The sequence below is a fragment of the Pseudoalteromonas sp. PAB 2.2 genome, assembly GCF_001938575.1.
Lineage (GTDB): Bacteria > Pseudomonadota > Gammaproteobacteria > Enterobacterales > Alteromonadaceae > Pseudoalteromonas > Pseudoalteromonas lipolytica.
On the sequence record NZ_LYPI01000023.1, the window covers coordinates 44,014 to 67,815 of the forward strand.

The 23,802-nt window shown below is 42.3% G+C and carries 25 protein-coding genes and 1 other RNA gene; 12 read left to right on the plus strand and 14 right to left on the minus strand.

Annotated elements, in window-relative coordinates:
* Positions 1–23: 23 nt before the first annotated feature.
* Positions 24–482 (minus strand): division/cell wall cluster transcriptional repressor MraZ, encoded by a 459-nt coding sequence (gene mraZ, locus BWD47_RS18505; protein WP_036971213.1) that lies wholly within the window; start codon positions 480–482, stop codon positions 24–26.
* 470 nt (positions 483–952) lie between these two features.
* On the opposite strand from mraZ, the gene BWD47_RS18510 reads away from it, so the two are divergent.
* From BWD47_RS18510 to BWD47_RS18525, 4 genes are all read left to right on the plus strand, one after another.
* Positions 953–1,291 carry a DUF883 domain-containing protein gene (locus BWD47_RS18510; protein WP_074988822.1) on the plus strand — a complete coding sequence of 113 codons (339 nt, stop codon included), beginning with the start codon at positions 953–955 and terminating at the stop codon, positions 1,289–1,291.
* Positions 1,292–1,296: 5 nt separating this feature from the next.
* On the plus strand, positions 1,297–1,743 hold the full coding sequence (locus BWD47_RS18515) for a hypothetical protein (RefSeq protein ID WP_075594465.1): 447 nt from the start codon (positions 1,297–1,299) through the stop codon (positions 1,741–1,743).
* Positions 1,740–2,000, plus strand: coding sequence for a hypothetical protein (locus tag BWD47_RS18520; protein WP_371915648.1), 261 nt, complete (start codon positions 1,740–1,742; stop codon positions 1,998–2,000). The genes BWD47_RS18515 and BWD47_RS18520 overlap by 4 nt, the downstream gene beginning before the upstream one ends.
* Positions 2,001–2,092: 92 nt before the next feature.
* Positions 2,093–2,668 (plus strand): AAA family ATPase, encoded by a 576-nt coding sequence (locus tag BWD47_RS18525; protein ID WP_075594466.1) that lies wholly within the window; start codon positions 2,093–2,095, stop codon positions 2,666–2,668.
* Positions 2,669–2,696: 28 nt separating this feature from the next.
* On the opposite strand, the gene BWD47_RS18530 is transcribed toward BWD47_RS18525, so the two are convergent.
* From BWD47_RS18530 to BWD47_RS18540, 3 genes are all read right to left on the minus strand, one after another.
* On the minus strand, positions 2,697–3,674 hold the full coding sequence (locus BWD47_RS18530; RefSeq protein ID WP_065978171.1) for a glutathione S-transferase family protein: 978 nt from the start codon (positions 3,672–3,674) through the stop codon (positions 2,697–2,699).
* Between the two features lie 9 nt (positions 3,675–3,683).
* Positions 3,684–4,526, minus strand: a complete 843-nt coding sequence (locus tag BWD47_RS18535; RefSeq protein WP_036971229.1) for a pirin family protein — start codon at positions 4,524–4,526, stop codon at positions 3,684–3,686.
* A gap of 82 nt (positions 4,527–4,608) precedes the next feature.
* Complete coding sequence (locus tag BWD47_RS18540) at positions 4,609–5,577, minus strand: YihY/virulence factor BrkB family protein (protein WP_075594467.1); 969 nt, start codon at positions 5,575–5,577, stop codon at positions 4,609–4,611.
* A gap of 122 nt (positions 5,578–5,699) precedes the next feature.
* Between BWD47_RS18540 and BWD47_RS18545 the strand changes: the two genes are divergently transcribed.
* A complete protein-coding gene (locus BWD47_RS18545; RefSeq protein WP_036971234.1) occupies positions 5,700–6,773 on the plus strand; it encodes a mechanosensitive ion channel family protein in 1,074 nt (357 codons plus the stop codon).
* A gap of 182 nt (positions 6,774–6,955) precedes the next feature.
* On the plus strand, positions 6,956–8,416 hold the full coding sequence (locus BWD47_RS18550; protein ID WP_075594468.1) for a Gfo/Idh/MocA family protein: 1,461 nt from the start codon (positions 6,956–6,958) through the stop codon (positions 8,414–8,416).
* A 130-nt stretch (positions 8,417–8,546) separates the two neighbouring features.
* Here the strand turns inward: BWD47_RS18550 and BWD47_RS18555 are convergent, their stop codons facing one another.
* Positions 8,547–11,231 carry a M14 family metallopeptidase gene (locus BWD47_RS18555; protein ID WP_075594469.1) on the minus strand — a complete coding sequence of 895 codons (2,685 nt, stop codon included), beginning with the start codon at positions 11,229–11,231 and terminating at the stop codon, positions 8,547–8,549.
* 171 nt (positions 11,232–11,402) lie between these two features.
* Positions 11,403–11,645, minus strand: a complete 243-nt coding sequence (locus BWD47_RS18560; protein WP_036971241.1) for a YdcH family protein — start codon at positions 11,643–11,645, stop codon at positions 11,403–11,405.
* Positions 11,646–11,875: 230 nt separating this feature from the next.
* On the opposite strand from BWD47_RS18560, the gene BWD47_RS18565 reads away from it, so the two are divergent.
* Both BWD47_RS18565 and BWD47_RS18570 read left to right on the plus strand, forming a co-directional pair.
* Complete coding sequence (locus tag BWD47_RS18565) at positions 11,876–12,505, plus strand: response regulator transcription factor (protein ID WP_075594470.1); 630 nt, start codon at positions 11,876–11,878, stop codon at positions 12,503–12,505.
* Positions 12,506–12,509: 4 nt separating this feature from the next.
* Positions 12,510–14,057: a histidine kinase gene (locus tag BWD47_RS18570; RefSeq protein ID WP_256719440.1), complete on the plus strand. Its 1,548-nt coding sequence runs from the start codon at positions 12,510–12,512 to the stop codon at positions 14,055–14,057.
* A gap of 10 nt (positions 14,058–14,067) precedes the next feature.
* Here BWD47_RS18570 and BWD47_RS18575 read toward each other — a convergent pair whose 3' ends face one another.
* The 3 genes from BWD47_RS18575 to rsmI form a co-directional block, all read right to left on the minus strand.
* A complete protein-coding gene (locus BWD47_RS18575) occupies positions 14,068–14,589 on the minus strand; it encodes a hypothetical protein (RefSeq protein WP_075594472.1) in 522 nt (173 codons plus the stop codon).
* 293 nt (positions 14,590–14,882) lie between these two features.
* Positions 14,883–15,248: RNase P RNA component class A (rnpB, locus tag BWD47_RS18580), an RNA gene on the minus strand.
* A 42-nt stretch (positions 15,249–15,290) separates the two neighbouring features.
* Entirely contained in the window at positions 15,291–16,148 is an 858-nt protein-coding gene (gene rsmI, locus BWD47_RS18585) for a 16S rRNA (cytidine(1402)-2'-O)-methyltransferase (RefSeq protein ID WP_036971244.1), read from the minus strand.
* 61 nt (positions 16,149–16,209) lie between these two features.
* Between rsmI and BWD47_RS18590 the strand changes: the two genes are divergently transcribed.
* From BWD47_RS18590 to dolP, 4 genes are read left to right on the plus strand one after another with little or no spacing between them, the layout of a single operon-like run.
* Positions 16,210–18,087 (plus strand): penicillin-binding protein activator, encoded by a 1,878-nt coding sequence (locus BWD47_RS18590; protein ID WP_065978175.1) that lies wholly within the window; start codon positions 16,210–16,212, stop codon positions 18,085–18,087.
* A 25-nt stretch (positions 18,088–18,112) separates the two neighbouring features.
* On the plus strand, positions 18,113–18,484 hold the full coding sequence (locus tag BWD47_RS18595; RefSeq protein WP_075594473.1) for a YraN family protein: 372 nt from the start codon (positions 18,113–18,115) through the stop codon (positions 18,482–18,484).
* A gap of 31 nt (positions 18,485–18,515) precedes the next feature.
* Entirely contained in the window at positions 18,516–19,103 is a 588-nt protein-coding gene (locus tag BWD47_RS18600; RefSeq protein WP_036971252.1) for an SIS domain-containing protein, read from the plus strand.
* Positions 19,103–19,669, plus strand: coding sequence for a division/outer membrane stress-associated lipid-binding lipoprotein (gene dolP / locus BWD47_RS18605; protein ID WP_036971254.1), 567 nt, complete (start codon positions 19,103–19,105; stop codon positions 19,667–19,669). Before BWD47_RS18600 ends, dolP begins: the two co-directional genes overlap by 1 nt.
* A 67-nt stretch (positions 19,670–19,736) precedes the next feature.
* On the opposite strand, the gene BWD47_RS18610 is transcribed toward dolP, so the two are convergent.
* From BWD47_RS18610 to petA, 5 genes are all read right to left on the minus strand, one after another.
* Positions 19,737–20,177 (minus strand): ClpXP protease specificity-enhancing factor, encoded by a 441-nt coding sequence (locus BWD47_RS18610; protein WP_036971255.1) that lies wholly within the window; start codon positions 20,175–20,177, stop codon positions 19,737–19,739.
* Positions 20,177–20,803: a stringent starvation protein SspA gene (sspA, locus tag BWD47_RS18615; RefSeq protein WP_036971257.1), complete on the minus strand. Its 627-nt coding sequence runs from the start codon at positions 20,801–20,803 to the stop codon at positions 20,177–20,179. Before sspA ends, BWD47_RS18610 begins: the two co-directional genes overlap by 1 nt.
* A gap of 79 nt (positions 20,804–20,882) precedes the next feature.
* Positions 20,883–21,620 (minus strand): cytochrome c1, encoded by a 738-nt coding sequence (locus BWD47_RS18620; protein ID WP_036971260.1) that lies wholly within the window; start codon positions 21,618–21,620, stop codon positions 20,883–20,885.
* A complete protein-coding gene (locus BWD47_RS18625; protein ID WP_036971263.1) occupies positions 21,617–22,882 on the minus strand; it encodes a cytochrome b N-terminal domain-containing protein in 1,266 nt (421 codons plus the stop codon). Before BWD47_RS18625 ends, BWD47_RS18620 begins: the two co-directional genes overlap by 4 nt.
* Positions 22,882–23,472, minus strand: coding sequence for a ubiquinol-cytochrome c reductase iron-sulfur subunit (gene petA / locus BWD47_RS18630; RefSeq protein WP_036971266.1), 591 nt, complete (start codon positions 23,470–23,472; stop codon positions 22,882–22,884). Before petA ends, BWD47_RS18625 begins: the two co-directional genes overlap by 1 nt.
* Between the last annotated feature and the right edge of the window lie 330 nt (positions 23,473–23,802).

Consider the following 23,802-nt stretch of genomic DNA (forward strand, 5'->3'; position numbering starts at 1 on the left):
TTTTTTGCCTTTTTTATTTGTGGTTAGAGTGAGAAATTATCGAATTCGGGATTCGCCTCAAAATCGCCTAGGCGTTCTATCTCAGTATCTTGGCGCATTTGTTCATGCCAACGATCTTCATCCCAAATCTCAAACTTATTCATCAAGCCAACCAACATGATTTTTTTTCCAAGTTCAGCATGTGCACGTAAAGACGGTGCAAGCAAAATTCGGCCATTTTTATCGAGTTGATACTCTGTAGCGTTACCAAGCAACATACGTTGCATTCGGCGTGCACGTGGATTCATATTAGAAATTTTTAATAACCGCGATTCAATTTCAAGCCACTCAGCCAACGGATATAACCACAAACAAGGCTCATTAAGTGCTACGGTGCAAATAACGGTGCCCTGATCTTCAGACAAGATCGCATCTCGGTACTTAGTCGGTACCGCAAAGCGTCCTTTATCATCCAAACTCAGAGAGCTCGCACCCCGAAACATAGCTTGCCTTAAAATTAGGTTGTAAATCGTTAACGATTATTACTGATCCAATTTGATCCACTAAAAACCACTTTTTACCACAGTGCTCCAGTTTAGGGCTTGACAAGCTATTTTGTCAAGTAAGCAGATCATCATAACTTGCTTGTAAAGCCAGAAAAAATAAGGCTTCAAGCAAAGCTACTGAATTACGTGGGAAAAAGTGGGAAACAAAGAAAAAAATCTTTTTTGCAGTTTTCTTGGCAAGCTATTGGGTAAAAATGGCTAATGAATGACCAATGAATAATTACAAATTAGTAGAATAAAATCGAATTCGGTAATTTTTACGCAATAACCCTGCAATAGTTACGGGTAATACCGACTTACATGAGCCATTAATTTCATAACAACCTGATATTAAATAATATTATTTGTTGGTACGAAGGTTGCGACAGTGTACTTACCAATTTAATGGCAATTTTTAAGGAATGATTATGACTACCGCAACAAACAAATCGAATTCAAGCACCACAAGCAGTGCAGATACGAAAGCGGCTCAAGTAGAGGCGCCATTTACTGAAAAAGCAACCGAAGCAGCGCATCATGCCGTTGATGCTCTATCATCACGTGCAGCAAGCGCTGAACACAGTGTTCGAGAGGGAGCTACTAATTCGGCAAAAACATTGTCTGAAAAACAAGCGGTTGCGCGTGAAAAAATAAATGAATACAGCGGCAAAACACGTCAACTAGCATCTGAAAACCCATTAGCGACAGCAGGTATTGCATTTGCAGCAGGTATGCTAGTGAGCGCACTAATCCGTCGTAATAAGTAACGATTATGTCGCACTCTCACCCTACTGATGAGAAAACGCAAGAAACCACTGATCAGCAACTCCATGCTGATCAGTGGCAAGATCATCTTGCCAAACTCACTGACTACACTAAACAGCTTTACGTTGATTACCGTCAACAAATGGGGATCTGCAAAGATTTAGCTGCTGCTGAATGGCGTTTGTCAATGCGTTCACTGGCACTCACCATAATATTGATCGTCTGTTTTGCTGGGGGATTGGTGTTACTTTGGGCTGGACTATTAGCATCCATCGGTCTTGCTATATTTAGTCTAAGTGAATCAATTTGGCTGTCAGCGGTGTCGCTGTTTACCATGCAAATACTTTGCTTAATTTGGCTGTGGAAAAATATTGGTTATATCAGCAGCAAAATTGGCTTTGATAAAACCATAACAAGTATTCGACAGTTACTAAACCTCAATAAGGAAAAATGATGTTTATTGATTACTTCATAAAAAAACCGCAGAAAAAGGTTAATAACTTAAGCCAGCAAATGGATTTACTCGATGAATTGAAACGCCAACATCACCAAGCATTTAATTATCGCTTAAAGCGATTCGCCGTTACTAAAGTCGGGCTTGCGAGTGCCTTTTCGGCGGGTGTAGGTTATGGGGCTTTAAAAAATGATGATCATCAGCATGGAAAGCTTAAACAACTCAGTCAATTTAGCTGGCTGTTACGACTGTTGTGATCTTTATCACAAAAAATACGCTTTTTACTTCTCATTTGTTAGTCTTTTCTTTACCGTGTAAATAAGTTTTGCGTGTTAACAGGATAACCTAATTGAAAAAACGGATTGTATTAACCGGTGGCCCCGGTGGCGGTAAAACAACAGCAATCGACTTATTACGACGCGAGTTCTCGAAACAAATTGTGGTAGTGCCTGAATCGGCAACCATGTTATTTGGCGGCGGAATAGAACGGGGTAATGCCCCTCACCTTGTAAAAGCTCACCAGCAAGCTATCTTCAGCTTACAGAAACACCTTGAACATATTCAACGTACTATACACCCTGATCGTTTAATGCTGTGCGATCGTGGTAGCTTAGATGGTCTCGCATATTGGCCAGGTGATCAGGCGGAGTTTTTTCAATGCTTAGGGACCGATCTTCACACTGAACTTAATCAATATGATGCTGTGATTTTTTTTGAAACCGCGGCCAAGTCAGGGCAAAGTATCCACAGTAACAACCCTGTTCGTAACGAGTCTGACCAGCAAGCAATTTTGCTAGATGATAAATTACAAGCAGTATGGTCACAGCACCCGCATTTTAATCTCGTAAAAAGCGCTGAGTCGTTTATTCAAAAAGTCATGTTTGGTATCGACACTATTCGCGACGTAATGAAAGGGTATCAGTAGCAGCTCACATGAGCTGCTACTCTGAGTACTATAATTGGTCACGATTGTGCGCTCGGCCATAGTCTATATCGGGTCCTTTTGGCACCACTTGCGTCGGATTTATCATCGTATGGCTGAAGTAATAGTGACGTTTTATGTGGTAAAAATCGACCGTCTCACTCACCTTTTCAATTTGGTATAACTCGCGTAAATAATGACTAATTGCAGGGTAACTTTCGATGGTGCGTAAATTACATTTAAAATGACCCACATAAACACTGTCAAAGCGAATTAAGGTCGTGAATAAACGCCAATCAGCCTCTGTGAGTGTGTCGCCCACTAAGTAGCGATTATGAGTCAAACGCTGTTCTATTTTATCAAGAGCGGCAAACAAATCATCAAACGCTTCGGTGTACGCTTCTTGCGTTGTTGCAAAGCCTGCACGGTACACACCGTTATTGATATTGTGATAAACAAACTCGTTTATTTCATCAATTTCAGTACGTAGCGCTGCAGGGTAAAAATCGCGTTCATTGTTAGTAAGTTCATTGAATGCACTATTAAACATCCGAATAATCTCTGCAGACTCATTACTGACAATGCGCTGGGTCTGTTTATCCCAAAGTACAGGTACCGTCACTCTGCCAGAATAATCAGCTTTGTTACGTGTATAAATTTGATGCATATAGTCGCTATCAAATAAAGCATCACCTGTGCTGTGATTATCTTTATCGAATGTCCACCCATGCTCTAGCATGTCAGGACTCACAACCGAGACACTAATGTAGTCTTCAAGGCCTTTTAAATGGCGAAAAATCAGCGTGCGATGAGCCCATGGGCACGCTAATGAAACATACAAGTGATACCGACCTTTCTCAGCCTTGAATCCCCCATCGCCACTTGCCCCTTTGCTACCATCAGCCGTTACCCAGTTACGCAACTGCGCTGATTCACGCTTAAATTCACCTTGGTTGTTGTCTGTGTCGTACCATTTATCTTGCCATTGGCCGTTTACAAGTAATCCCACGATAACCTCCTAGAGTGTGCCAAATTTACCTTGTTGATAATCTCGTACAGCCTGATGTAACTCTGCTTGCGTCGTCATAACAAAAGGTCCCATATGAGCAATCGGCTGCTTTAGTGGTTCGCCCGCAAGCACCAAGACACCCGCCCCCGTTTGCGAATTAAATTCAATGTCACTGCCAGGCTCTAAAATTAACAAGCTCCCCGCTTTAACAGGCCCTCCCTGTTCAGTATTAATTTCTCCCGTGTGTATATACAACATCACTTTAGTTTGCTTAAGAGGCGCGTGTTTAAATTCAGTGCCGGCAGGCAAAGTCACATCAGCTAACATGCCATTAGCGGCTAAATCTTGTAAGCTTGAAACCTGCTCTTCACTGGCAAACTGCCAACTACCTGCAAGCGCTTTTAACTCAACCCCTTGATCATTACGAGTCACCGGTGCGGGGGCTTCTGTTGTATCTTGGTAACGCGGTGCTCTGAGCTTTTCTGCACTTGGCATATTTAACCAGATTTGGAATCCATGCATGCCTTCTTTTGCATCTGCTAACGGCATTTCACTGTGGATCACACCAAAGCCAGTACTCATCCATTGCACATCACCTGCACGAATCGCTTTTTTGTTACCCATTTGATCTTGGTGCTCAAACCCTCCTTTAATAATATAAGTGAAGGTTTCAATGCCACGATGAGGGTGTGCAGGAAAGCCCCCCATAAAATCACTGTGATCGTCAGACTTAAGCTCATCGATCATTAAAAATGGATCTAAGTATTTTCCATCAAAGCCTGGGATACGGCTAATATTGACACCATCACCATCTTGAGTGGCATGGCTATTTAATTGTTGAATCACTTTCATAACGTTACTCCCGTAAATTATATGAAATGATTGTAGACGCCAATTTAACTAACAACCATGCGTAAAATTAGCGCCAATCGTTCTATTCAGAAGAATGTTTAGTCTGCTGTGTCATCAATGTATCTGCTACGGTTGCTCCGCGCTCTCCGACTTCTTTTTCGGGGCCGACAGTACTATCAATGACCGTTTGCTGTTCAGCACTGGCATTAATTGCCGCCCCAAAAATAATGATATAAGCACTGATATAAAGCCACATCAGCATAATAACCACGCCCCCTAAAGAGCCATAGGTTTCGTTATAACGTGCAAATTGCGAGACATAAAATGAAAAACCAACCGATGCCCCGATCCATAATACAGTCGCGAGCATTGAACCCGGTGTGATCCAACGCCACTTAGCGGGGTTTCGATGAGGTGCGTAGCGGTATAAAAATGCCAATGCACCGTTAAAAATGATTGCCAGCAGCGGCCAAGTTATCAGCGTGATCATTAAATCTATTAGCTCTGTTAGGCCAACCAGGTTAAGCACAATAGGTAAAATACCAATAATTAATAACGCCACGAGAGCGACGATTATAGCACCCAACGAAAATAAAAAACGGACCAGTAACGCCACAAAAAATTGCCGTTTGTTATGCTGATGGTATGTAATATTACAGGCCGTGATCAGCGCTTGGCAGCCCTTACTGCTACTCCAGACTGTTAACAATAAAGTGCCTATAGCACTCATACTCAAGACTTTTTGCGATTGCTGCGTCACTTCACTCACTTGCAGTAAAATAATATCGCGACTACTGGCAGGTAAAATTGCAATCACTTTAGATAACTGCTCATGAATGTCCGTTGGTGAAGCAAAATAGGCATAAATAGACACAATGGCAGCCAGTGCAGGAAAGATTGCTAGCAGTGCATAAAATGCGACACCTGCCGCAACAAACGATAAATTATCTTGTGATAAATTATGATATACCCGTTTGCTTATATCCCACCAACCCCGTAATGGAATTTCCAGCGGCGAGCGAGCCTGAAAACCGCGATTGCCATGAGACATATTCTTCCTCTCTTTCTACTTAGCTTAAGGTGTCGTTGCAAACTACTTGCCACTAATAATGGCGTCTAACTTGCATTGAGCTACGCTTATAACTGCCCGGCTATAATCCATGGAGTGGTGCAATGAATTTTTATTTATATCTTACTAATCAAGTAACTAATTTAATCACACCCATACTATCAACCACGACGTCGACGCCAATTGAAAGCCTTACGTGGTACGATTTAAACTCACAAGTTACGCAGTTTTTACACACTGCTTGGCAAATGTTACCGGCTCTCACACTCGGTATTGTCGCCATTATTATTTGCTACTTACTGGCTCGCCCTTTGTCATATGTACTGATTAAACCACTGGGTTTTGTGAGTGAAAGTAAGCTTTTACATGTCGTTACACGGCGCTTTTTTAGCATCGTTATTATTTTGTTTGGGGTGTACTTATTTTTACGTCTTGCAGGGCTAACCAGTTTTGCCGTCGCTATCATGAGTGGTACAGGATTGGTGGGCTTGATCCTTGGCTTCGCATTTCGTGATATCGCCGAAAATTTTATCTCGAGTATGCTACTCAGCGTACAGCGACCGTTTCGGATTGACGATGTAATAGAAGTAGATGGCCGCTTAGGGGTAGTAAAAAAAGTCACAGCTCGCGCCACTACTTTGGTGGATTTTGATGGTAATCATATTCAAATACCGAATGCTACCGTCTATAAAAATGTCATTAAAAACCTTACTGCGAACCCCAAAATGCGCGGCCATTTTACAGTAGGCATTGGCTACGATAATGACATTCGCTATGCTCAGCAATTAGCCATGCAAGTCGTAAGTCAAAACCCTGCCGTTATTAATGATCCCCCCAGTCAGGTTCTCATTGAATCGCTTGGATCTGCCACGCTTAATTTAACCATTTATTTTTGGGTAAACAGCAGTGAACATAGCACGGTTAAAGTAGCATCTCAGCTAATGCGAATGTTAGTAAACACCTATTTAGCAGAAAAAATTAGTATGCCAGATGATGCTCGCGAACGAATTATTTTAAATACCGATGCCGAGCACACCAGTCATCACACCACTTCGCCCCCACAAACATCAAACACTCTCGACGACCATAGCTTGGATGATATAAGTAGTGATGCAGATGATATTCGTGAACAAGCCGATCAGTCTCGCGATCCTGAGCAAGGCAGTAATATTATTTAATACTTATCCTGTAAATTAAATACATCTATTACACCAAGATTGAACTGTGTTAGTTGTATATATTATTGCGGACATGCTGCAATTTTGATTACCTGTTAACTTTTGTAATTGTCTTTCAATTAAGATAAAAAGAAACAACTGAAACCCACTATTAAAATAATCTCAGTGATTTAGGTATCGTTATGACAATAGATAGACGACGTTTTTTAAAATCTGCCGCAGCTATTACCGCCGCGACAGTCGTGACTGGCTGTGCGAAAAGCCAACAAGGTGATAATCAAAGCACACCACTTGCGTCACAAGGTAAAAGCGTAATGGGCTTAGCTGTGCCTGCGATGGATGTGGTACGTGTTGGTTTTATTGGCGTTGGTCAACGTGGTAGCGGCCATGTAAAACACCTTTGCCACATTGAAGGTGTTGAAATTAAAGCTATCTGTGACACAGATCAGCTAATGCTCGAGAAATCAATTAACTATGTTGTTGAAAAAGGCTTACCTAAACCAACTGCTTACACGGGGTCTGATAAAGCCTATTTAGACATGCTGGCTCGCAATGACATCGACATCGTGATCATTTCAACACCTTGGCGTTGGCACACACCAATGAGTGTTGAAACCATGGAAAGTGGTAAACATGCCTTTGTTGAAGTACCCGCAGCAACCACTATGGAAGAGTGCTGGCAACTAGTAAACACTGCTGAGCGCACTCAAAAGAACTGCATGATGATGGAAAACGTTAACTACGGCCGTGACGAGTTAATGGTTCTAAACATGGTTCGTAAAGGCGTATTTGGCGAGTTACTGCATGGTGAAGCCGCTTATATTCATGACCTGCGTTGGCAAATGAAAGAAATTGACCGCAGTACCGGCTCGTGGCGTACTTACTGGCATACAAAAGTAAACGGTAACTTATACCCCACTCATGGCTTAGGCCCCGTTTCTCAATATATGAACATCAACCGGGGTGATCGCTTTGATTTCGTAACATCAGTCAGCTCACCTGCACTTGGCCGTGCAGCCTACGCAGAACGTGAATTTCCTGCAGGCCACGAACGTCGTTCACTGAAATTTACTGCTGGCGACATGAACACCAGCATTATTAAAACAGTGAAAGGCCGAAGCATTATGGTTCAGCACGACACCACAAGCCCACGCCCGTACAGCCGCCATAACCTAATTCAAGGTACTAATGGGACATTTGCAGGTTTTCCTAACCGCATTGCCCTAGAGGATGTACCACCAGCCATTGCAAAAATCTACCAGCAGCAATATGAAGCTGAAGTAGCAGCATGGGAAAGTGCGGGCTCACAAGGTCGTAAACCACATATGCAAAATTTCCATAGCTGGGATCACGATATGGAAAAATGGCGTGCAGAGTTTGATCATCCATTATGGCAACGTATGGGTGAAGAAGCCGTTCGCAACGGTGGTCACGGCGGCATGGATTTCATAATGTTATGGCGCATGATTTACTGCTTGCGTAACAATGAACCACTGGATCAAGATGTTTACGATGCTGCAGCATGGTCATCTATCTTCCCACAAAGTATGGCATCAGTTGCAGACAGAAGTAACAGCAAAACGATACCAGACTTTACCCGTGGCGCTTGGCAAACCGGTAAGCCACTCGGGATTGTGTCTTAACACTTCCTCTCCATGGAACACTAAAAAGCCCGCCCTTTGCCCTGCGGGCTTTTTTATTTTAGATGTTGAGAGAAGCTTTAAACACGAAAAAGCCCGCAACTTGGCCGGGCATTTCGATTTGTTCTAAACCTTACTGAGCATGAGCTGCAGCACGGAAAATCGTGTTAGTGAGCAATACATTCATGCCTTCAAGGTAGGCGCGATACGTCGGTGATTGTGTAAAGCCTATCACCATGCCTTTACCTAGTGGTTGATGAACAAGGAGCGGCTTGTAAGCTAGCTGAGCTTTGTTTTGCTGCCACAAATAACCACTCGCCAGTACATCGTCTTTACCTGTGAACCACGCTAAGTTTTTGCCTGAGTTAAGTTTAATTGGCGTGTAAATATCATTACCGTAAGCCACCGCCACTAAATTTTTATCGACGCCTGCGGTTAACCAATGCTCTTGGTCTACTTCAACATTAGCAAGTACACCGGCTACATAGTCTGGCGAGGTGTGTGGTTTGATGCTCGCTGCTTTTAAATCATCACGAGAAGCGAATAACTGCCCTGCCACTTTACTGCTTTTATCATCGCTGCTGTCGGCTTTTTCTTCTCGGTAGGCTTGCTCGCGCTTAACATCTAATAAGCCGTAATCAGCATGGGTGGTAAAGCGGTTTGCATTACCGAGTGCAATCAACACGCCACCAGCTTCAACCCAGCTTTTTAAATTAGCCGCGCCCGATTTACCTAATGATTGCTCGTAATTACCTTCCGGTAAAATCAACACTTGGTAATCACTTAAATCAGCCCATGCAAGCATTGGTGTACGAATAGCCGTTACCGGATAGCCGAGCTGTCTTTCTATAACAAAACGGGTGTTACCAGCGCTTAGCTCACTGGTAGGTACATCCCATGCAATCGCCACTTTTGGCGCCACCATTGGCACTGTTTTATTACTACCAAAACTGGGGCCATCAATCACCCAGCTTGAATCAACACCATCGACTATGGCACCTGTTTGCTCTGCAATTTGACTAATTTTAGTCAGTAAGTCTTTATCGTTTAAGCGCTTTTCAATCACTAAACTGCCCGCTGGGTAGTTAGTTTTATCACCTAATATAAATGCTTGGTCAGCACTTTTAAGCTTAACGCCTGCTTGCAGCGCTGCGGTTAAAAAGCGTGCAGCGGCCGTGTCGCCCCAAGCAACAATATAAGCCACTGAGGCTTCTGGGTTATTCACTTTACCAATCAGTGTGTCGTTAGCCTGAACCGCTTTACTGTCAGCGCTCACAGCCTTACTACAGCTATCGCTATCAACATTAAACATCATTGGCAGCGACCAGCCTGTGACATCATAAATTTCGTCGCCTAGGTTACGAGCACGGCGTCTTTCTTGTTCTTTTACAAAGGCTTCAGCCATATCAACTTGGTCTGTAAATGTGGTACGAACAAATACACCACGCGGCTGCGCTGTATCAATAAAGTAGCTACCCGCTTTGTATTTAACACCGCATGCTTTGAAATCTTCATTTGCTTGTTGAACTTCTACGCCGTGTTCAGCCATTAACGTAGCAAGTTTATGCGTTCCTTCACGGTTACTTTGGTTCGGTAAAATATACACACGTTCTTTACTCTTCTTACCTGAATCAATTGCATCAACTTGATATTGGTAAAAGTCATTAAGTAGCTTCTCACGTTGATTAGCTGCACCTTCGGCGGTAGAAATTGATGCCACAAACTGACGCTTCACTGTATTAAAATAAGTAAGAAGTTCACCGGTGTTTTTTTCAAAAACATGGCCGCGAGCAGAGCCTACTTCGTAGGTTGATGCTGACGCACCATAAAATACAGGCCAACTATCACCGTACCCAGGATAAAAAGCATCAAAAATTTCGCGGGTAAAATAATCAAAGCCAAACTCATCAAAATATTTAGCATGATTTTGGCCAATGGCATCCATATTGGCTATTTGCGTTTTTGTCATATGGGGATTGAATGGCTGAGCAGCCGGCGCAAAATAATATGATTGATCGCCGCCCATTTCATGAATATCAACCACCACTTGAGGTTTATATTTATTAATTGCAGCTACTCTCCCCTTTGTTTCAGGCTGAGTAAGTGCTAACCAATCACGATTCATATCGAACAGATAATGATTAACTCGACCTCGAGGCCAAGGCTCATTATGCTCTGCACTTAAACGGTCTGCGCTGTGCTCTAATCCGACAGTGGCATAATAGCGAGAAACAAAGCGCTCACGGCCATCAGGGTTTTGTAGGGGATCAATAAATACAACGGTATTCTCTAATATTTTACTGTTAATGGTATCGTTCGGTGCCGCTAATAAATGGTAAGCGGTGAACAGTGCCGCATCGGTCGAGCTAATTTCATTACCGTGTACTGCATACTGCAGCCACACTGAAGTGGGTAAGTTTTTGATGAGTGACTTTGCATCTTTCGCAGATGTACTTCGCGGGTCTGCCAGCGCTTGCGTGTTGTTTGCAAGGGTTTCTAATGAGCGAATATGCTCAGCGGTGCCAACAACCGCATAAACAAGCTCACGACCTTCCCAGCTGTTTGCATACTTAAAAACTTTAATACGCTCAGGAGCGGCTTGCTCAAGGGCTGTTAAATAACGACGCATATCGTTGTAATTAGTAATGCGCTCACCTACATCATAACCAAGAACCTGCTTAAATGTAGGTATATCCGTGTTGTAAACCGTGCCTGGCCACATAGTCTCTGTATTGTTGATACTTGCTGCGGCACTCAGGCTGACAGACATAGCCATAATACACAGTGAGACGGCTTTGATTGCTCCCTTCGCAAACATATAAATTCCACCCATTTAAAAAATCTGAATAAACAGTTACTAACATATAAAACTATTGAAAATAAGGGAATTAAAAGCGTTAGAAAGGTATAAATTAGGGTTAACTGGGAAATAACACCCCTTGTCAGCGAGAGTCATAAGAGCAAGGGGCATTAGGTGTCATTTTCTGTTTTATGCTTTCGCTTTTAAGAAATCATAAAGTTCGTCTTTAAGCGCAGCTCTTTGGTGTTTCTTTTCATGCATTTCACTGTCATCAATCGGAGAACTATTAAGCTCAAGCTCTCTAATTTCTTTATCCATGTCATCGTATCGTTGCATGGTATTTTTAAAATGGGCATCGCTTTTGGCAAGGTTGTGGATTAATTCATTAAACTCTGGGAATTCATTCAATAACGAGTGTTTTTCGCCTAGCATGGGCAGCTCCTTTGGCTAGAATTAAAGTTCAAATTCACTGTATCATTCTGTGAAACAGAGTCAACGTAGCAACCTTGTTCAAGATCAATAATGACAACGATAAGGCACTGATACCCTATTGCCCCCAATACAGATGAATCAATAGATCGGTTGCTTTAATTTATATAAGAATAATTCCTAGACATAACTTATTGAATTAGATGTATAATAAAAACTCTAAGGAGAGAGTCATGCGTATAGGTATTATCGAAGATCATCAATTGGTAAGAGATAGTTTTAAAAAACTATTGGAGCTGCAATCTGGGTGGCACGTTATCATCGAAGCCTGCTCAGTCAATGAAGCAAAACTTGCTGTCGAGATAGAACAACCTGACGTGTTTATTGTCGATATTTCAATGCATGAAGGTGAGAATGGAATGGCGTTTTTATCTTATTTAAACACGACATTTCCTGAAATAAAAACCATCGTTGCCTCCATGTATGATTACGAACCCTATGTGAGTAATGCTTTAAAACTTGGTGCATTAGGCTATGTGTCTAAACGCTCAGCATCGGAAGCTTTAATTGATGCAGTCAATTCGATTATGAAAGGAGGCAGATACATTAGTGAAGATGTAAAATTCAATGCGACCTCTGCATCAAACAAACTCGATTTACTCACACCAAGAGAAAGAGAAGCCTTCCCCTTATTTGCCAAAGGATTAAATGCTAAACAAGTTGCTCAGCAACTTAATATGATGCCCAAAACAGCTCATGTCCATAAAACCAATATCTACAATAAACTAGAATCTACGAGTTCTTTTGATTTACTAAAAATTGCCATCGACTCTGGGGTAATAGCGCTTGATGAACTGGCGTAACTGCATGCCAATACACGTAAACTCAGTCAATGTAGTGATTGAGTTATCGAAGCAATTATTAACATTTATCCTGTATTTTGTCGGTTTATATTGCTCATCGTTGATAAGTAACTATTTAGAAACCGTAGCTCAAAGTAGTGCAATTTACTTACCTGCAGGAGTAAAACTTGCGTTTTTCGTAATTTTTCCCCTGAGGTTTTGGCCCATACTGTGGTTCACGTCTCGGCTTTATGCAGCCTATTTAGGTGTCTATTATAATAATGAATGGGACTTCGATTTGTTTCACGGCTTTTTACAAGAGCTAACCTATATGGCTATTGTGTATGGTTTTAAAGAGAACCGCTGGCCACCCAAAATTGACTCTAATTCTGGCGTTTTATCTCTCATATTACTCGCCGTATTCACGGCTGCATTTAAATGGTTTTTATTTTCGAGCGCCTTTGAATTTACAACGTGGCTTAAGGATAGCCAGTTATTACAATACAAACTCAATATGACATTAGGCGATCTGACAGGTGCACTATTAATCGCTCCCGCCCTATTGCTACTGAGTAGTAACTATAAACGCATACTCTCTTACTATAATAGCTTGATTTTAATCAGCTTATTAACACTCACTCTCATTTACTTACTTATCTATGTAAACCATGCTGACTTATATTCGCTTTTACGCCTCTGCTCGCTCCTTCCTATTATTTGGTTTTCTTATAAGTTTGGCATTACGGGCGCAATTTCTAGCGCATTTGTCAGTAATTGCTTAATTGTCGCTGAAGCGGCTATTGTTCAAGACACAACCAATACATACATAAGCCAGCTTTTTATTATAGTTAATTCAGTGACAGGGCTATTAATAGGCACAGCAACAAGCGAGCTAAAACTAAAAAATAACCAACTACAAGACAGCAATGAAAAGCTCACGGCATTACTGGAAAAAAATAGACAACTTGCCAAACGCATGGTGACAGTCCAAGAAAATGAACGCAAATATCTGTCTCAAGAGCTGCACGATGAACTAGGTCAGAGCCTGACAGCCCTTAAAACTGATCTCACCATTTTATCAATCGAGCAGCAAAACGATACAAGTCCCCTTGTAGCAGGACTAAAAGAAAATGCCAAAGCGATGTATGACTCAGTCTATCAGATCATGCATCACCTTCGACCAAGAGAGCTTGATGAACTAGGTTTAGAGCAAGCGCTAAAAAATGGCCGATTTAAATCTCTGCTTAATAAATCGTCTATAAATTATAAGGTCGAATTAAACTTAAAAACGACACTCTCTGATGAGCATCAAACCGCTATTTATCGTATTTGCCAAGAGGCAATTACTAACTGCATCAAACATAGCACAGCAACCGAATTAAGACTCAACCTGACAGCAAACGATGCTCATATTCAACTTCAATTAAAGGATAATGGTACAGCGAACGGTATAAGCTGCGACTCGGGGGGGTATGGGTTGTCATTCATTGAAGAACGGGCGATTGCGCTCGGTGGCAAATATACTATTGATGAAAGTGATGGCTATAAAATAGAGGTTACTTTTGATCTATGATCACACGTACCTAACGAATATAAACCTGTTTCGAATAATATTTCTTTTTGGCATTCATAAGTTGAATTTCAGCTTGATTACCAACAAGCTGCAGCAATAAGCCGTGAGCGATTTCTTTTTCGCCTACTTTCGATTTAACCACCACTTCTTTACCAATAGCACCTTGTAATCTGGGCTTTGGAAAACTAGCTTTTGTGACTGGTTTAAGCCCCTCATTTTCAACGAATAAATTAAGACAGTGCTGCTTAGCTGCAATAATCCATTCATCTTGAGACTTTACAATATCGACATTATTTAAAAAATGAATCAGCGCACTATTCCTGCTGTTAAACTCACTCGACACATCAGACATATTTCGCGCTTGTGCCCACTTTCTGATCACAACATACTTTCCCTGCATGAGTTTAGCCAAGCTCGTTGATGCCCCCGTCATCCTGCTATACCATTCAATTCTATAGCATGAAGATCCTAAGCTATGCAGTAACACACTTGTATTACCAAACTCTTTAGTGCTCCCCTCAATAATACTCATTGTTTATTCCTTTAATCTTAGCTCGTTTAAGATAAAAGAATATACAGAACTCACGGTTATGGTAATTGGCTGCTTTCTTAGTAAGCCTAAGAAAAATTCCTATACGCTATAATCAGTTAAAAACTATAAGAGCAGACTGACTCGCACAATTCAAAACAAAAAGCCCGTGGCGTTAACTACGGACTTTCTTTAATGTGGTCAGTTAGCCAATAGGCCGTTGCTTTATATGCGCAGAGTGGATTTTCTTTTAGATAGCAAAAAGCCCACAGTTTTCACTGTGGGCTTTCATTAATTTGGTGAGTCAGCCAGTAAGCCGGGTTCTGTCGTGGATAATCATTCGTCTAGGCCATAAATCGCTCTATGGCTCAAGCAACCTACCCGGTTCTCACGTGGGCCACGCGTTCATTATTTAAAATGATAGAACCCTATTTGGTCTTGCTCCGGGTGGAGTTTACCTTGCAACCAACTGTTACCAGTGGCCCGGTGCGCTCTTACCGCACCCTTTCACCCTTACCAACCGAAGTTGGCGGTCTCCTCTCTGCTGCACTTGTCGTAGGCTCGCGCCCCCCAGCCGTTAGCTGGCACCCTGCCCTGTGGAGCCCGGACTTTCCTCCCCCTGCGCATTTTCGTTGCAGGCAGCGATTATCTCGGCTGACTCGGCGCGCAGTATACCTGAGCATGCAGCCGAGTGCAGTAAAGAATTAGTCTTTTTCGTCAATAATTGCTTTATAAAGCGCGTTTTTCTTTAAACCGAAATACTCTGCAACCACGCCACAGGCTTTTTTAAGTGGCATTTCGGCTTCGAGTAAGCCAAGCATACGGCGGGCATCTTCTGGGATATCATCGCTTTGCTTCGCTTTACCCGGCAGCATTAATACTATTTCGCCGCGCTGCTTTGTTGGATCATTCGTTAAAAACTGCTTTAGCTCAGCAACGCTGCCATTGAAAAAAGTTTCGAATGTTTTGGTCAATTCTTTGGCAAATACCACCGGTTGGTCTGAGCCTAATGCGGCTTCTAAATCATCAAGGCTTGCCATGATGCGGTGGGTACTTTCGTACATAATGCTCGTGATACCTGAATTAACAGCCTCAATAAAAAAAGTTTGTCTGGCTTTACTTTTCGCGGGTGTAAAACCGATAAACTGAAAACGGTCGGTCGGCAAACCTGAACAACACACTGCCGTAATGGCTGCACATGCACCAGGTACAGGTGTAACATGTGCACCTTGCTCACGACACAAGTTTACCACGGCATAACCCGGGTCACTGATCAGTGGCGTGCCTGCATCTGAAACCAACGCGATATTCATTCCTTGCTCTAGCCAATCGACGATTTGCTGGGCTTTTTGTTTTTCATTGTGATCATGCAAAGCAAAGGTTTTTGCTTTGATATTAAAGTGGCTTAGCAACTTTCCTGTGTGACGAGTATCTTCAGCGGCTATTAAGTCAACCTCAGATAGGGTTTGTATGGCACGCTGGCTGATGTCATCAAAGTTGCCAATTGGTGTGGCTACAATGTAAAGAGTGCCGATTTTATCTGAATTCTCCTCATTTAACATTGAGGTCTCCTGCGTCAGTCAGTAATATAAGCAAATCGCGTTAACGTATTGGGAAATCATTGTGCGACTTAAACTTGTTAGTCTATTAATTGTATTGTCGGGGTTATCGGCTTGTAGCACAACCGAAAAACCATCAAATACGGCAGAAAATCAGTCGGGGCAAGCAAACACAGCCCTATCACAACTAACCGATGCGCAATCAATGTACCAAGCAGCGTTAAATCGCCAAGGTGCCGATAAAATTCAATTACTTTACACCGCTCGCGATGCAGCAATTACTGAGCAGCGCTGGTCACTGCTTGAAACAATCTGTTTTGAGCTCGAAAGCACACCAAGCGTGGATCAAATTCAAAACAAGCTTTACATCGCTTTAGCACAAGAGAAACAAGGTAAAAGTGATCGCGCATTAGAGCAATTACAGTTGCTCGAATCACAACTCACTTTGCCAGAGCATAAAGCATGGCATCAATATTTAACGGCCCGCGTTTATGCATCACAAGGCATGCCTAAACAAGCAATGCCTTATTACTTTGCAGCATCAACCATTAGCAACGAGAATAATTTCACGGTTGCTGATTTAAATAAAGACTTATGGGCAAGCCTTACTCAACTATCTTCGTATGCACTTGAGCGCTTTAATCGCGGCTCAGTGGTACAACAAGGTTGGGTTAATCTGGCGCTTTATCACCAAGTGTATTTAGGGGCGCCGGTTGAATTGCATCAAGCGATGAATAACTGGATGCGACGCTATCCAGGTCACCCTGCCGCAGAGATTTTACCTAAGAAAGTCACTGAGCTTGTGCAAGTTGAGCCTCTTAATGTCAATCGTTTAGCGGTGCTTATTCCACTATCAGGCGCTAACGAACGCTTAGGCGACGCATTAAAAGCGGGTGTACTTGCCGCACTTGATACTCACCCACTTGAACAAACACTGTTTATTGATGAATCACTTTCTGCCGCTGAAATCAGCTTAAAACTCAGTGAATTTAAAGCTGACTTTGTGATTGGCCCATTGCTTAAAAGTAATATTGAAAAGCTAAGCACAGCACAAACGCTGATTGATTACCCTGTTATGCATCTTAATAGTTTTGAGGGTGAGCGTATCTCACAGCAGCATTTTTTCTTTGCATTAAGCCCTGAACACGAAATACAACAAGCGTTAGAGCGCTTTTTAACCGCTGGTTACCAAAAGCCAATGCTACTTGCTCCAAACAACAGTAACGGCCAGCGCCTCGTTGAGTACTTTAACCAACAATGGCAACGTTACAGTGAAGTGAAACCACAAGTTGGTTTTTACGCAGGTAAAGATGACATGCCAAAAACTATCACGGGCTTGTTAGAAGTGGACCAAAGTAAAGAGCGGATCCAAGTGGTTAAGTCGCTCTTTAAGCAAGAAGTCGAAAGTGAAACTCGCTCACGTAGCGATATTGATGTTATTTATATTTTAGGTGATGCAACTGAAACTCGCCTCATCAAACCGTACTTAGATGTTAATGTAAGTACTTTCGCAGATCGTATTCCGCTATACGCAAGCTCTAAAAGCCATAGCAAACAAATAGACAGTACCGATAAAGGTGATCTAGAAGGGCTGTATTTTACTGAACTACCTTGGATGCTTGACGGTCAGATAAAGCAGCATAACTTGCGTCAGCAATACGAACGCTTATGGCCTGAAAATACAGATATAAGTCAGCGCTTATTTGCCATGGCATATGATGCAACCAGCCTATTAGGTGATGTTAAGCAACTAAGTATGATTCAAGGAAAACGTTTTGCTGGCATCAGTGGCGAATTAAGTATTGAAACGAATGGGTATGTTACCCGTACGTTAGATTGGGCGCAGTACAAAAACAAACAAATCATTGCCGTTGAATTAGCAACAGAGCAACCGATTCCGTTATTTATGCAATCGGCAACAGGGATCAATTCGGCTGATTAAGTAACGACAGCACAAGGATGAAAGCATGTCGTGGTTTAAACAATTGTGGCACAATAGCCGCGAAAAAGGCCTGTACTATGAACAACAGGCTGAGCAGTATTTAAAGCAATATGGCCTAACAGCCATTGGGCGTAATTATTTATGCCAATATGGTGAGCTTGATCTCATTATGCGCGAAGGGCAAACCTTGGTGTTTGTTGAAGTGAAATTTAGAAAAAACAAACTTCGCGGTGGTGCAAATTACGCGCTTAGTAAGCAAAAACAGCAACGGCTTAGACGAACGATCGCCCATTACCTTGCTGAAAATAAATTATCAAATCAGGCTATGCGAATTGATTATGTTGCCATAACAGGTGAACTAAATAGCGAAATAAACTGGTTTAAAAATGTGTACTAACGCCTCTTGGCGTCGGCTTAATTGGTAGGTTATGCAAGATACAATAAAAAAGATTTTTACCGAGAATATTCAAGTTCAAATTGCGGCTGGCGAGGTGCTCCCAAGCGCCCTTGAATCAGCGGCATTTACCATTGCACAAAGCCTTATCAATGGTAATAAATTGTTATGCTGTGGTACCGCGAGTTGCCATATGCTTGCACAACATATGGCTGGTTTATTAATTAACTTTTACGAAACTGAGCGTCCGTGTTTACCTGCAGTAGCCTTGGCACAGGAGCAAGTTAACTTAGGTCCCAACAACAATATTGATGATCACGAAACCTTTGCAAGGCAAATCCGTGCTTTCGCACAACAAGGTGACTTACTGCTAGCTATCGCCGTCAATGGTAATGAAAAGCAAATAATTTCTGCCGTAGAAGCGGCCTTAACTCGCGATATGAAAGTGATTGTGTTAGTAGGTGACGATGGGGGTGAATTAGTTGGCTTGCTTGGCCCTAACGATGTTGAAATCCGCGTGCCATCAAAACGCCCTAGCCGCATTGTTGAATCTCATTTAGTGAACTTGCACTGCCTGAGCGAGCTTATCGATTTAACCTTATTCCCACAGGAAGAAAATTAATGTTTAAACAGTCTCTTATTGTACTTGGTACCATTTTATTGCTGCAAGGCTGTGCAGCTGCAGTTGTTGCTGGTACCGCAGGTGCTGTCACTGCGGCCAATGACCGTCGTACTATTGGCTCGCAAATTGACGATAATAATATCGAAATAAAAAGCTCTATCGCACTGAGTGAAAACGAGCGCATACATAAATACGCGAATGTAAATGTTGTTAGCGTTAATGGCATTGTGCTGATGATAGGCCAAGTCGCCAACCAAGAAATGAAAGACGAAGCGCAACGAGCAATCGAAGGTGTTGACGGTATTCGTAAAATTCATAATCAAATTCGCATCAGCTCAAATATAGGCATGAGTACGCAAACTCACGATTCGTGGTTAACCTCAAAAGTTAAAACGCAGCTTATTACCGCAGAGAACATCAGTGCCAATAACATTAAAGTTGTCACAGAGAATGGCGAGGTATTTTTAATGGGCTTAGTGAGCGATACAGAGGCTAATTTAGCGGTTGATGTTGCCCGTAACATCTCAGGTGTAGAACGTGTCATTAAGGTGTTTGAGTATTTATAGTTAATCACTCAATAGTCATTAATAAAAAACCCGCATTTAAGCGGGTTTTTTTGAGCATTTGAAAAGACTACTTGATCACTCGTAAGTGAGCACCCTTCTTTTTCTCAGGCTTAGCAGGTGGCTCATCATCTGGCGAAATATCGTCAGGCGTTTCAACACTTTCTAATACCGGAGCAAACTCTTCTTCGTCCTCGATGAATTCTTCTGCAGTAAATACAGTCCCTTCACCATTCTCACGTGCATAAATTGCGAGCACAGCCCCCATAGGCACATACACTTGCATTGGTTGACCACCAAAGCGCGCATTAAAGCTTAGCTGTTGGTTATCCATAGCAAAGTTTGTAACTGCCGATGGGCTAATGTTTAAGACAATTTGACCGTCTTGAACAAATTGCGTTGGTACTTGTACAGCAGGAAAATCAGCGTTCACAACAAGGTGCGGTGTACACTGATTATCAACAATCCAATCAAAGAAAGCGCGTAGTAAATAAGGACGATTTGGCGTCATTATAAACGGATCTCACGCTCTGCTTCAGTCAATGAAGCTTGGAAAGATTCACGCTCAAATAAACGCAGCATGTATTCTTTAAGTTCTTTAGCTCCCGAACCTGAAAGCTCAATGCCCAGTTCAGGTAAACGCCATAATAGCGGTGCTAAATAACAATCAACTAAGCTGAATTCTTCGCTCATGAAATAAGGCGCTTCAGAGAAGATTGGTGCAATTGCAAGTAATGCTTCAGTTAGCTCTTTACGTGCTTGTGCTGCTTCACTGCTACCGCTTGTGATTTTATTCGCTAAGCTGTACCAATCAGTATCAATACGGTGCATCATTAAGCGACTACGGCCACGCATAACCGGATAAACAGGCATTAGTGGAGGATGAGGAAAACGTTCATCAAGGTATTCCATGATGATGTTTGCCTGATATAAACCAAGCTCACGATCGATCAGTGTGGGTACTGTACCGTAAGGGTTAATTTCATGAAGTGCTTCTGGCAGGTTATCCTTTTCAGCCAGGTGAATGTCAACACTTACACCTTTTTCAGCAAGTACAATGCGTACTTGATGGCTATACATACAGTTAGCACCAGAAAACAGGGTCATTACAGGGCGCTTATTGGCAGCTACGGCCATGCCTACCTCCATTATATTACAAAAACAGCAATAGGGGCTTAAGCCCCTATCACAAAATTACCTTTCAAAACGTCCAGAATTAGTGAACATCTCTCCAGTATTCTTTCTTCAGCATGAATGCCAAGATAAATAGAATCACTAAGAAACCAATTACCTTAAGACCTAACGCTTCTGACTCTAAACGTGACGGTTCGCCTACGTAAGCTAAGAAGTTAGTTAAGTCACGAGCAGCACGATCGTACTCGTCGTCACTCATTTCACCTGTACCATCTGTTTCAGTGCCAACAACCTTAGTCACTGTGTGACCATGTTCCTCGACTTCTTCAGTGATAGGTGTCGGTAAACCTTGTAGTTCTTGAAGAACGTGCGGCATACCTACCGATGGGAAAACAATGTTGTTTACACCAAACGGGCGAGATTCATCTTTATAAAATGACTTCAGATACGTATAGATCCAGTCAGTACCACGAACTCGCGCTACAAGCGTTAAGTCCGGTGGCGCTGCGCCAAACCATTTAGCTGCGTCATCTTTCGCAATTGCATTCTTGATGTGGCTACCTACTTTTGAACCGTCAAAAATAAGTTGCTCTTGACCAATTTCAGTAGGAATACCGATATCGCGGAACGTACGCTCATAACGTTGATACTGCATTTGGTGACAACCAAGACAGTAGTTCATGAACAATTTAGCACCACGTTGCAAAGACGCATTGTCTTTTAGGTCAATGTTCGCGTCCATTAAAGGAACCGAAGGACCTGCTGCCATCGTCAACGTTGGCAACAATGCGAATAAACCGATAATTAGCTTTTTCATCATTTCGTCAACCTCGTTGGTAATGGCTTAGTTTTCTCGTTCTTGCTGTAAACAAATAACAATACGAAGAACATAAAGTATGTCACAGTCGTGATTTGCGATAACAGCGTTTTGAAATCAGTTTGTGGTGTTGCACCAACCCAACCTAAGATAACAAACGTTACCACGAATTGAGCAATGTTTAACTTGTGTAAGCCACAACGATAACGAATAGAACGAACCGAACCACGGTCAATCCAAGGTAGTAACGCAAGCACTACGATAGATGCACCCATCGCGATAACACCAATTAGTTTATCTGGGATAGCGCGCAGAATCGCATAGAATGGCGTGAAGTACCAAACAGGGAAAATGTGCTCAGGTGTTTTCAGTGGGTTCGCTGCTTCGAAGTTTGGCGCTTCTAAGAAGAAACCATTCATCGCAGGCATAAAGAATACAACCCAACAGAATAAGATTAAGAAACCAACCACACCCACAATATCTTTAACTGTGTAGTAAGGGTGGAACGGAATTGCATCAACAATGTCTTTTTTGTTGGTGTAATACTCGTGGAATTTAAATTTAGGCTTATCTTCTTCAGCCACAGAGCCTTTCTTACGCTTAATTTCAACACCGTCTGGGTTGTTTGAACCCACTTCGTGTAACGCAACAATGTGTAAGAACACTAAGATAACGATAACTAAAGGAAGCGCGATTACGTGAAGTGCAAAGAAGCGGTTAAGCGTCGCACCTGAAATTACGTAGTCACCACGGATCCAAAGCGTTAAATCATCACCAATAACCGGAATCGCACCGAACAGTGAAATGATTACCTGCGCACCCCAGAACGACATTTGTCCCCAAGGTAGTAAGTAACCCATGAAAGCTTCAGCCATTAGCGCTAAGAAGATGAACATACCGAACAACCACAGTAACTCACGTGGTTTTTGGTAAGAACCGTAGATCATGCCACGGAACATGTGCAGATAAACAACGATAAAGAACGCTGATGCACCTGTCGAGTGTAGGTAACGAAGTAACCAACCGTATTCAACATCACGCATGATGTATTCTACTGATGCGAATGCACCTTCAGCTGATGGTACAAAGTTCATTGTTAACCAAATGCCTGTTACGATCTGGTTAACAAGCACTAACATAGCTAATGAGCCAAAGAAGTACCAGAAGTTAAAGTTTTTAGGTGCTGGATACTGTGCAATGTGCATGTTCCAAACACGAGTCATTGGAATACGATCGTCGATCCAACCAATAATTTTACCAAACATTACGCCGCTCCTTTTTCTTCACCGACTAAAATAGTCGTGTCATCAAGGAAGGTATACGGAGGAATCTCTAGATTCAATGGTGCAGGTACAGATTGGAATACACGACCCGCCATATCAAATTTAGAACCGTGACACGGACAGAAGAAACCATCATCTGTGCCTTCAACTTTCTCACCAAAGCCACCTTGTAAGAAGCTTGGTGAACAACCTAAGTGCGTACAAATACCAACAGCAACGAAAATTTCTGGACGTTGCGAACGGTATTCGTTCGTTGATGATTCAGGTTGTTGAGGCTCTTCAGACGCTGGATCACGAAGTTGACCTTCGTGAGCTTTCATCTGCTCAAGCATTTTTGGTGTACGATTGATAACCCAAACAGGTTTTCCTCGCCACTCAACACGAATTAATTGTCCTGGCTCAAGCTTGCTGATATCTACTTCTACAGGCGCACCCGCAGATTTAGCTCGCTCACTTGGATTCCAAGACGCAATAAAAGGAACAGCAGCCCCAGCCGCACCAACACCACCAACAACAGAGGTAGCTATGGTTAAAAAGCGACGTCGGCCATTGTCTACAGGCGCATTGCTCATCCACTTATCTCCACTATGATTCCCAACACTTGCCATATTGAGAACATCAGTTACAGCAGGTTAATTTTTAGAAATTTTAAAATAGACGCGATCATAATTAAAACCCTTGATTAAAACAAGGTTATTCACAGTCCCATGCTCGAATAAACCCCATTTAATGAATTATTAATTTGGGTAAGCTCGAGTATGAAGCCGTTGGTTATGATAACGCATATAAAAAACAATATACTGACCAAGATCAACCTCACTAAGAGGAAACAGAAATCTGCATTAGCTGTTGTTGAACTCACTCACATTACTTGCCCCCCAATTGTAGCAAAAAAATTCATC